This is a genomic window from Paenisporosarcina sp. TG-14 (genome assembly GCF_000297555.1).
In the GTDB taxonomy this organism is placed as follows: Bacteria; Bacillota; Bacilli; order Bacillales_A; family Planococcaceae; genus Paenisporosarcina; species Paenisporosarcina antarctica.
In genome coordinates, this window is sequence record NZ_AMGD01000031.1 from 1 (window position 1) to 11621 (window position 11621).

Sequence of the window (11621 nt, forward strand, 5' to 3'; positions counted from 1 at the left end):
TCCGTTAATAAGGGCTCAGTTCAGTATAGTGAATTTGATTAGAAAACACTATTAATACAGAAGAGGTGGCTCCTATATGATAGCGAATAATGAACAATATAAGCAACTACCAAATGAACTAACATCGAAATTATACGTGCTAAGATATCAAAGAATAACTGCTGGTATTAGGGATGCTTGGTAGTAGGAATATGGGTAGCATATAACGTGCGATAAGCTCAATGGTACTCGTCGTCATAGACTATCGGTCGGTATTCATACGAAAATAAAATAAATCAATTATAAAAACACGCATCTTAATAAGTAGAACTAAAAATTTATTTAAAATCTCTTTTATATAATTACCTTAATATCTCAACTCATTATATTGCATCTATATTTATAATAAAATGAAAGATCCTAATCAAATACGACTGTGATTAGGATCTTCCTTATTAGACTATTTATTATTAACAATGGGAAAAGAAGACGCCTTTCATTAAACGATTTTTTGGATAGAAAGAAAAAAATGGTTCGTCCAACTCATCCTCCCTATTATTTAACGATTAATCAACCTTTTCCTTTAACAGAGCCTAATTTAAAAAAGAGTTGTTTGTTACGAATTTTATCTTAGCAAACAACCCTCTTTTTGTTACTGATTTCCCCAAAAATCTATATCCGTTTCAGAATGATGAACCTTGGTTTTGACCTTTTTAATTCGCAACATACAACTATAACTCACGTCAAATACAAGCTCACTAATTAACGGAATTAAAAACCCTCTTTCCAAATAATTGGAAAGAGGGTTTTAATTACTTTTATTTTCCAAAAGATGATAAAAACTTAACACGATCCCCCATAGGAGGTACATTATTATCTATTAAAACAACTTCTAAAATAGCTGGACCATTTAAATTTGTTAAATTATTAATAACGTCTTGATTTAGATCTTCCATATTATCCATTCTAAAACTTGGTATATTCATAGCTGTAGCCATTGCTGAAATATTGATTGGTTCCTGCTCAAAATTTGGATGAGTGCGTTTATATTGCAATTTATGTCCATGATATACCATTCCTAAACGTGCATTATTCATCACAACAAATAAAATAGGCAAATTATATTCCTTCGCTGTTAATATTTCCATCCCATGCATGAAGAAGCATCCGTCACCTGTAATAACTACAGCTGGTCGCTGAGGTTCAGCAAGTTTCGAACCTATTGCCGAGCCAATACCGCTACCCATAGCCCCAAAATGAACATTAATATCAAACGTATCAAAATCTAAAACTTTCATGTGATGTATAACATACGCCATAAATTCACCAATATCTATTGAATATCTAGTAGAAGAAGGTAAATATTCTTGTAACTTTAATAGTACATTTTTAGTACTATATTCCTCGATACCCACTATGTCATTATTCTTTTCAATATGCTTTGTATTTTTTCTAGATAATCCAAGAGATCTCAATTCTTCTATTAAGAATATTAAACTTAAATGTATATCCCCTAAAACAGGAATATCGATCTCATACTTCCGGTTAAACACAGACGGGTCAAAGTCCATTTGTACAGTGAAACGATCTTTTGTAAGGTTTAAATTGTAATTATTTGTTGCTGTCTCCCCTAGACTTGAACCTATGATCAACAATGTTTGAGCGTCGCCTTCGTTTATTAGTTTTGAAGCATAGTCATTACCAGCAAAACCGAAAACCCCAGCTAGAAGAGGATGATCATCTGGAATTAGCCCTTTTGCTTGAGGCGTTACTAAAATCGGCCAATCCAACATTTCTGCTAACTCTAGTAATTGTTCAACAGAATTTCTTACTCCTTGACCTACAAAGATATAACCGCTCTCTCTATGTATTAGTTCTTTAGATACTCTTTCTATTATATCAAGGTCAGGAATTAAGTCTTTTCTATTAGTTAAAGCCGGTATTTCAGTAATTCCTCCATCACCATGTTGAACATCAATCGGCATGGCAATGTGAACAGGACCTGGTACTCCAGAAATCGCAATTTCTGTTGCTTTAACTATTTCGTTAAGTAAATCCTTTGCATCTGTAACCGTTACACTATATTTTGTAACTGATTGAAAGATTGGGTTAACATCCAATTCCTGAGAAGCATTTAATCCCATTGTGTTAACTGGAACAGCACCTGTTAAAAATAAAACAGGTAAATGCTCTCGCATTGCATTAGCAGCACCTGTTACTAAGTTTGTTCCACCAGGTCCACTACAGCCTATACATACACTCATTTGTTGAGTGTGCTTAGCATAAGAAGCCGCCATATACGCTGCTGCTCCTTCATGCTTTGTTACAATTGGTGTTATCTCTGGCATATCATAAAGTTCATTAAAAAATGCATTTACGGAACCTGCTGGAATACCAAAGACATGTTTAACTCCAATTCCTTTTAAATATTCTAATACGGAACGAACTGCTTTCATTAAAATCCTCCTCAATAAAATAAATAGCTAGTATTATGATAAATATATCTTAGTAAGCTCTTCAGCCCTAATCGGCTTACTAAAGTAAAATCCTTGCATGATATAACAGTTTTTAGACAATAGAAATTCTAATTGTTCTTTTGTCTCGACACCTTCAGCAATTACATTAAGATTTAAATTTTGAGCTAAAGTTATAATTGTATTTGTAATTGCCGCATTATCATCATCTTTTCCAATATCTTGAATAAACGATTTATCGATCTTTAATGCATCAATCGGGAAATTTTTCAAGTAACCCAATGATGAATAACCAGTACCAAAATCATCAATCGCTATGTTTATTCCTAAAAGTTTTAATTGCTTCATTTTTTTTATCGTTATGTCTGTATTTTTAATAATTTGATTTTCAGTAAGTTCTATATGTAAAAATTCGGGCGCTAGATCTAAATCCTCTAAGATGCTTTTTATCATAGATACTAAATTATTCTCTTCAAACTGTCGACTCGATAAATTTACTGAAATACTCATGTGTGAATGTCCTTGGATGTGCCATTCTTTCAATTGTTTACAGGCATTTATAAGAACCCATCTTCCAATCGGAACGATTAATCCGGTTTCTTCAGCAATCGGAATGAATTCAACAGGTGATATCATGCCTTCTGTCGGATGATTCCATCTCAGTAAAGCTTCTGCTCCAATAATAGTATTTGTTTTACTATCAATTTGAGGCTGATAATATATAACTAACTCCTCTCGATCTAATGCCTTATATAAAGCATTTTCTAGCTTAATACTCTTAAGATTTCTATTATTCATTTCACTTTTAAAGAAATGGAAAGAGGTACCTGATATTTCTTTAGACTTATACATAGCTGCATCTGCATTCTTAATTAAAATTTCAGCCGTATCGCCGTCATTTGGAAATAAACTAATTCCAATACTAGTTTTAATATATATTTCATTTCCTTTTAAACAAAATGGCTTAGCAAAAGATTCTGTTACCTGTTCAACAACCTTCAAAATATCCTTTTGACTTATAATGTTCAGTAAAACGATTGTGAATTCGTCTCCACCTTGCCGCGATACAATAGCTTCCTTTGGTATACTAACTCTTAATCGTTTTGCTACATCTCGCAATAAAAGGTCTCCATAGCTATGCCCTAAACTATCATTTACCAGTTTAAAGCGATCTAAATCCAAGTACAGAACTGCAATTTTTTGTCCTTTATTCTTTGCATTAATTATACCTTGATTTAGTCTATCGTTTAAAAAAACTCTATTAGGCAAATCTGTTAAACTGTCAAAGTAAGCAAGATATTTAATCTCTTCCTCTAATTGCTTCCGTTCCGTTATATCTTTGAATGTAACTACCTCGCCCAGAATCGAATCTTCTTCTTTTATTAATGAGATGACATATTCCACGAAGAAGCTAGAATTGTCCTTTTTTATAAACTTTTGATTTCCATCGCTATAAGCTGATATATTTTGTTTCTTATTTCTTTCAAAAATTAACCTATATGATTTTCCTATTAATTCACCTTTCTCATAACCCAACATAAATTCGCTAGCTGGATTACAAAATGTAATTTTCCCATCAAGATCCAACCCAAAAATCCCTTCTCCTGCTGAGTTTAGAATTAATTCTTTTTCGCGACTTAGATTTTCTAATTTTAAGACAACTCTTTCAAGCTCATTATTTTTAACCCTAATTTCTGAAGTTCTCTCTTCAATAATCACCTCTTGCTTTTCCACATATAATAAGTTTGACAGCGTCGAGGCAGTAGCATCTGCAATAGATTGTGCTAGTTGTATATCTGACTCCGGATAAGTAAGGTCTTTTTCCTTAAGTTCAACAATAGCCAATGCTCCTAAAACCTTGCCCATTGCAATTAAAGGCAACATAGACATACCTTTTATTCCAAAATTGATACAAACATTATGATTCACTCTTTCATCTATAGAAACATCTGGAATAAGCAAAGGTTTTTTTGTCCTAATCACCTCTTGCAACACCGCATCATTGGTTTGGTCAATTTGAAACTTCTTATGTGTATTCATCCAGTCTTCTTCTGTCCAATCACTATCCCTGCTTAAACTTGCTGGTTTAATTCTTTTCCCTGCTAAAGGGTCTAGTAAGTGCACGCCAATATTATCGTTTTTTAACACTTTTCCAACATAATAACAGCATTTATCTAGAACCTCTTTCATCGAGGCACACATAGATAATTCACGTGTAAGATCTAATAGCAATTGCTTTTCTGCTAAGAGGTTCTCCTTACGAGTTAAATTTGTCGCATTTTGAATAGCAACACCAGCCATGTTCACATATGCTTCAACAGTCTGAATTTCTTCCTCTGTTAAGTTCATAGGAATCCCATAATCAAATAAAAAAACAAGGCCGAACAACTCATCCTCATATGAAATAGGAAGAGCCAATAAAGATTTAATTTTAAATCCTTCCACAGCTCTAGAATCAGGACGATTATCCTTCGATGTATCTGGTATGTAAATAGTTTTTTGTGTTTCAATTACTTCTTTTGCAAGTAAATCAAATTCAGTTTCGATGACATGCATATCCAACGTCATGCCATTAATGACCTCTGGCTTCCCTACATATCCTCTGAACTTTCCATTCTTCTGTGGCAAATAAATCCCAACAGAGTCACATTGAACTATTTCTTCAGATATTGCTGTGGATACCTGCTCCAATACTTCTCGCAATTCGAGCTTCGTATTTATCAATTTTGTAATATGCGCGAGACGAGAGTATCTTGTTTGTTCTTTTACCATTTACATGCTCTCCATTTCTACCATTTCTATTGCTCCACTTAATAGTTTTTTTCATTCAATTATAATTCGGTTTAACGGGAAAATATTATCAACCATTTAACGGTCATTAATATTCTTTTAAGATAATTTTACCATTATTGTTATATAAGAAGTAGTACATATTTAATTTTTGATTTATTGCTAGGCGAATCCATGTAGTTCCATTAGTGAACCGTGATAATAATCCGGCATCGCTTCCGTCCCCTAAGTTGATTTGACCTTACGAACCCGCGAACGAAATCCTCTAAAAGCAAACCTCCTTAGAATTTAGATTCCAGGGAATTTTATTTTTTTCACGAAGAAATTGCACAACATTCTAAAAAGCACACCCACAATCCCAGTCTCTCTCATAATATAAAAAAAGAGTTTGGAGGTGAATAAGAATGAGTAACAAATTTTTACGTTGGTCCAAGGTTCCTTACGCTGGAGAATCAAAACCACCAGGTAACCCTATCACATCTACTGCAGGTTCTTGGTCCTTAACATATTTAAAAAGAAACAGAAAAGGCGACTTTCTTAATCCAAAAGGAGCAAAAATACTGCTACCAATAATACATCCAGACCATATTGACTTTGAGAAAGAATTAAAGATTGTCCAAAGCACTCTCAGAAACAATAACCCAATACATGAGAAAATCGGGATATTTTACGGAACAGGCGTCCCTACTAAACAGTGGAGTCCTGTCATTGACCGTTTAATTGATTCATATGGAGTCACACCAGTTTATGCTGCACGAATATTATTAGCTGTGCAAGCAGCTGTAAACGACACCATGATTGTGGTTTGGGATTTAAAATACAAATGGGATACGGCGAGGCCCAATCAATACGACTATGAGATGGAGACGCTAATCTGTACACCGCGATTCCCAACCTATCCTTCAGGGCACGCTAGCATGTCAGGCTGTTCAGAAGTGGTATTAAGTTATTTCTTTCCGCGAGAAGCAAAAAAACTACGCAAATTTGCTGAAGATGATGCGGTCAGCCGTTTATATGCAGGCGTTCATTTTCCAATCGATAATACCGAAGGGCTAAAATTAGGAAGGTTTATAGGAAAAGTGGTTGTAGATCACTTAAAGTCACAGCGTAATCCAAATCGTACACCTATTGATACCCCTTACAGAGAATACCGTAATGCTGATTTCTTTGCAGATGACTTTAAACAATTTATCCCATATGATTTTACGGATGATTGTTCATCTCGAGTAAAGGGAAAAGACAAGGATAGAGAGGAATACAGTTACGGAGACTCTGACAAACTCAAGGACAAAGAGAAACACAGTTACGAAGGCAAAGACAAAATCAAGGATAATAGCAGAGACAAACACAAAAATGTTGGCAGTGACACATACAAAAACCTTTACAGTGACAATAAAAGAGACATTGAGAGGTATAATAACAGACATAATGACGTTTACAGTGAAAAAGACAAATTCAAGGATATTGAAAGCAGTGATAGTGATAAACACAATGACAAAGCAGAATCTTCCTCACACCAAAATCGTAGGAGTCCACCTCCTTTCTTTAATTTTAAAAACCTCTTCTAAATGAAGAGGTTTTTTCTTGTAAACTTTACAAATCAATCTATTAAATTAGTTGACTATTGGTATGTGAATAGATCTCACTCTGCTAAGATTTTTCGGGTCATATAAAACTTTACCATCAACCATGGTTAGATCTACCTGAACATTTTTTATGTCCATTTTATCAACTTTCAAAATACTGTCGTTTAAGACAACCATATCAGCAAACTTCCCAACTTCAATACTCCCCTTGCTATTTTCTTCAAAACTCGCATACGCTCCATTCCAGGTGTAGGCTCGTATGGCTTCCATAATCCCAATGCATTGGTTTTCTCCCACTGACTGCCCTTTTATAGACATTCTATTTACTGCCGCGTGGATTCCAAGTAATGGATCAAGAAAAGTAACAGGAGCATCAGATCCAAAAGCAGCGATGATCCCTTGGTCAATATAGTCGCGGGCTGGGTACATTACTTCTACCCTCTCTCCATAATATTCAAGATAAGTATCTCCATTTGCGTACATAAATACTGGATTAGGGATAATGACTACACCTAGCTTTTTTATTCTTTCTTGTAAATCTAGCGGAGCGATCCCAGCATGTTCGATTCTGTGACGATGGTCCTTCCTTGGATGTTCTATTAACGCCTTTTCAATACAATCTAAAAGCATTTCGACTGCTCGGTCTCCTTGTGCATGGGCAGTAATTTGAAATCCTTTCTTATGAGCTTCACCCAATATTCGGTTTAACTCGTCTTGATTATAATAAATAATCCCATAATCATTTTCAGAATGTGAATATGGCTCACGAGTTGCAATTGTCGGTCCTATGCTACTGCCATCTGTAAACAATTTGGCTGGACCAATTCTCAACCAATCGTCACCCAAGCCAGTTATAGGACCTGCTTCAATCATTTTAAGAACGAAATTATGAGAATTTGTCAAAGAACCTATGATTGCATAGACTCGTACTTTAATATCTTTAGATTTTACACCTTGTTGCATGATTCGAAGATTTTCCGAGCCTTCTCCATATGCACCAGCATCATGAATACTTGTTACACCTGCTTTAATAAATTCTTCAGAGGCAAGCTTCATCCCTACTCTTAATTCTTCAGCATTATAACTTGCATATTCAAAGAGATTCATATGAGCATTTTCAATCAACTTTCCAGTAAGACTTCCATCCTGATTTCTTTCAATGATTCCACCGGCAGGATCACTAGTGCCTTCTGTAATATTTGCAATTTCTAATGCTTTACTATTAGCAATGGACGTATGATTACATGTTCGAATAATGACAATCGGATGATCCGTTGAGATTTCATCAAGTTCTTGTATAGTTGGAAAACGATTTTCTACCAACTTTATTTCATTAAATCCCCATGCACGAACCCATTGCCCTTTAGGAGTTATCATAGATTTTTTTCTCAAATCGACAAATAAATCGTGAAGAGAATGTATATGAGGTGCTATACAACTTACACCTAATAAGTTTGTTCCATAAATAGTAAGATGTATGTGTGCATCAATAAAGCCCGGTAGTAGCGTTTTTCCATCAAGATCAATACTAGTTGTGTCATCTGAACAATATTGCTGAACTTCTCTGTTTGATCCAACAGCAATAATTCTATTGTCCTTTATTGCTACACCCTCTAGCACCCTATTATCGTGATCAATAGTAACAACTTCACCATTTATAAATACCAAATCGGCTTTCATCATATTCACATCTCCCTAATAACTATAAAAAAGAGTCATCGGTCTCATTTTGTTAAGAGGGAACCGATAACTTTTTTATTCATCTTTATTTTGCATCTACATATTTTCTGACAACTTCATCATCTTGTGCTTTTGTTAAATAACTAACAGTTACCATTACAAGGATATTCGCTATTAATCCCAATATTCCTGCGTGGATTTCAAATGGTGTCGATCCCGCAACGAGTTGGAAGTAATAATTTACTAAAGTTCCTACAACAAGACCTGAAATTACACCTTTTGTCGTTGCGCGTCTCCAATATAATGCACTATATACACCAGGTGCAAACTGCACAATAGAACCATAAGCACCTAGTAAAAGAGCAATTAATCCTTGACCTCCGAATACAGTTATATAATAAGCGATACCTCCGATTACAAAAACACCAATTCGCATGATTAACAGAGTTCTTTTATCAGAAAGATTTTTCCATATATTCTTTACAACACCATCGGTTACTTCTAATGAGGCACTATGCGTAATTGCATCTGCAGTTGACATGGCTGCCGCAAGTGCCCCGGCACCAACAAGTCCATAAAGCCATCCAGGTAAGTTTAATACCGTTGTGATTAAAAATGGTAACACCTGATCTGGGCTATCTAGTTGTCCTGAATCTATTACTCCTCTAGCAGCAAACCCTACTAAAAGAAGCGGCACAAGAAACAAGGCAAAAATCGGGTAGGCTAGAACTGTTTTTTTAATTGTTCTAGGAGTAGTAGCGTACGATTTTGAAAACAAATGAGGCCACATTAAGAAGCCGATGACGGATACTAAAATGGTGGTTGTATAAGCCACACTCCCCATTGTTGACCCTGCTTTTCCAATCTGGAGGAATTCTGGTGTTTCTCTCGCAATCGTTGTAAACATCTCTGTTGTTCCACCGTGTAATTGATAGACGATTGTTAAACCTACAGCCCAAGAAATGATGATCATTAACAAACCTTGGAATACATCCGACCAAGCAGCAGCTCGTAATCCACCAGTTGCAACATAGATGACAACAATGCCGTAAGATACAAGTGCACCTAACCAAAATGGGATACGCCCCTCTGTCATTATGTTAAAAATAAGAGCCATACCAGACATCTGTGTTGCTAAATATTGAACGGATGCGAATAAAGCAATTAAACCAACAATAATTGCTAAAGTAGGGCTGTTAAACCTTCCTTTCATAAAAGCAGCAACAGTATAAAAATTATGCTTTTTCCCAATTCTCCCTATCTTTGGTCCAATAATATACCAAGGTAAAATTGCGAATGCTGTATATGTAATAATATATAGGGACGGGGCACCTTTTGAAAATGCCCAACCTGGAGCACCTAGAAATGAAAATGCACTGAACACAGCTCCACCCATTAAAAACCACATGACAAATAAATTAAGCTTCCCGCCAGCAACAGCAAATTCATTTAGTGAACTACTGTCTTGCCCTCTGCCCGCCATCATACCCACAGCTAAAGCAATTACAAGGTAACCAATCATCATTATTAAAGCTATTTGCCAGCCTGGCATTAGACATCCTCCTCTTCTTTATTATCTGGGTCAAGAGAATATAAAATTATCAGAGCCACAAAAGTAATCACAATCCATAATATTACCCAAAAAAATGAAAATGGTAATCCCATTACAATAGGTGTAGCACGGTTTCCAATTTCAAATAAGGGGAAAACTAGCATTAAAAATGGAAGTGTTGCAATCGCAATATAGAGTGTATAAAATTTTCGTGTACTCATACTCCATCTCCTTTTATGTATTTTCAAGGTGGTGAGTCACCACCCCAAATTCCTTCTCTAATCTATCAATCCTTCACCATTTTAAGAGCAGTTCGATATAATAGTTCAGTTCCTAACGAGATATCTTCAATGGTTGAAAATTCTTTCGGATTATGACTAATTCCGTCCTTACAGCGAACAAAAATCATTCCGTAATCACATACATAAGACATGGCTAATGCATCGTGAAATGGACCGCTCATTAATTCAATTGCATTTAAGCCAATTTGATCACTTTCATCCTTCATAATCTTCATAATTCTGTCAGAACAATAGCGTGGTTCACTATTTGTATCTTCTGAGATTTTACAAGTTAATTGATGTTCTTCAGTAATTTCTCTTATTCGATTTCTTAATTGCTTTTCGATTCTGTGCCTACGTTCGATATCAATATCTCTTAAATCAATTGTAAAGCTGACCTTCTCTGGAATGATATTACGGGAATCCGGAAAAATAGTCATACTTCCTACTGTTCCAACAGTAGGTGCACTAGCATCCTGACTAGCTAGTTCATTGAGTGCGACTATAACCTTTGCTGCTCCAACTAGTGCATCTTTTCGCATAGGCATTGGTACTGACCCAGCATGACCTGCGAATCCCTCCAATTCCACCGTTAACCATAACGGACCAGAAATACCTGTAACAATACCTACTGGTAAACCTTTGTCTTCAAGAATTGGTCCTTGTTCAATATGCATTTCAAGAAACGCTTGAATACTGTCGACTGGATATTGTGATTCTTTTAATTTAGTTGGGTCACATCCAAATTGAACGAGTGCATCTCTTCTTGTTATTCCATTTTTATCTGTACGATTTAATTCGCCTTCCTCTAGTTTTCCAAGTATTCCTCTAACCCCGAATAACCCCTTATTAAAGCGACAGCCTTCTTCATCTGAAAACGCAACTACTTCAATTGGCATGCTTGGAACTATGTTTTTCTCTTTCATGGTTTGAACCACTTCAAGTGCACCAAGTACACCAATGACACCATCAAATCTTCCACCATATGGTTGAGAGTCAATATGTGATCCAATCATTAAAATAGGAGACTTCGGATTTTTTCCTTCTAGCCGACCAATTAAGTTTCCAAAATCATCAATTTTTGCTGTTAAGCCTGCTTCCTCCATCCAACTTTTTACGGTTTCAACAGCCTGTCTATCCTCATCTGACAATGTAAGTCGACAAACTCCTGTATCGGCGATTTTACCTATTTGAGATAGAATAGTTATTCTTTGTTCTAATCGATTTTTATTTATGGTTAGCGCTTCTTGAATTATCAAATCATATAACCCCTTTTCAA

Annotated in this window: 7 protein-coding genes; 1 reads left to right on the forward strand and 6 read right to left on the reverse strand. The window is 35.4% G+C overall.

What is annotated here, in order from left to right:
- Positions 1-797: 797 nt before the first annotated feature.
- Entirely contained in the window at positions 798-2435 is a 1638-nt protein-coding gene (locus tag C406_RS0110725; RefSeq protein ID WP_017380623.1) for a thiamine pyrophosphate-binding protein, read from the reverse strand.
- A 33-nt stretch (positions 2436-2468) separates the two neighbouring features.
- Positions 2469-5225 (reverse strand): bifunctional diguanylate cyclase/phosphodiesterase, encoded by a 2757-nt coding sequence (locus C406_RS0110730; protein WP_017380624.1) that lies wholly within the window; start codon positions 5223-5225, stop codon positions 2469-2471.
- A 422-nt stretch (positions 5226-5647) separates the two neighbouring features.
- On the opposite strand from C406_RS0110730, the gene C406_RS19520 reads away from it, so the two are divergent.
- Entirely contained in the window at positions 5648-6811 is a 1164-nt protein-coding gene (locus C406_RS19520; RefSeq protein ID WP_017380625.1) for a vanadium-dependent haloperoxidase, read from the forward strand.
- Between the two features lie 45 nt (positions 6812-6856).
- Here the strand turns inward: C406_RS19520 and C406_RS19525 are convergent, their stop codons facing one another.
- From C406_RS19525 to C406_RS0110755, 4 genes are all read right to left on the reverse strand, one after another.
- Positions 6857-8509, reverse strand: coding sequence for an amidohydrolase (locus C406_RS19525; protein WP_036654522.1), 1653 nt, complete (start codon positions 8507-8509; stop codon positions 6857-6859).
- 85 nt (positions 8510-8594) lie between these two features.
- Positions 8595-10061 carry a sodium:solute symporter family protein gene (locus C406_RS0110745; protein WP_017380627.1) on the reverse strand — a complete coding sequence of 489 codons (1467 nt, stop codon included), beginning with the start codon at positions 10059-10061 and terminating at the stop codon, positions 8595-8597.
- The gene (locus tag C406_RS0110750; protein ID WP_017380628.1) at positions 10061-10282 is read right to left on the reverse strand and encodes a DUF3311 domain-containing protein; all 222 of its coding nucleotides are present in this window, start codon (positions 10280-10282) and stop codon (positions 10061-10063) included. Before C406_RS0110750 ends, C406_RS0110745 begins: the two co-directional genes overlap by 1 nt.
- Positions 10283-10347: 65 nt before the next feature.
- On the reverse strand, positions 10348-11601 hold the full coding sequence (locus tag C406_RS0110755) for a M20 family metallo-hydrolase (protein ID WP_017380629.1): 1254 nt from the start codon (positions 11599-11601) through the stop codon (positions 10348-10350).
- Between the last annotated feature and the right edge of the window lie 20 nt (positions 11602-11621).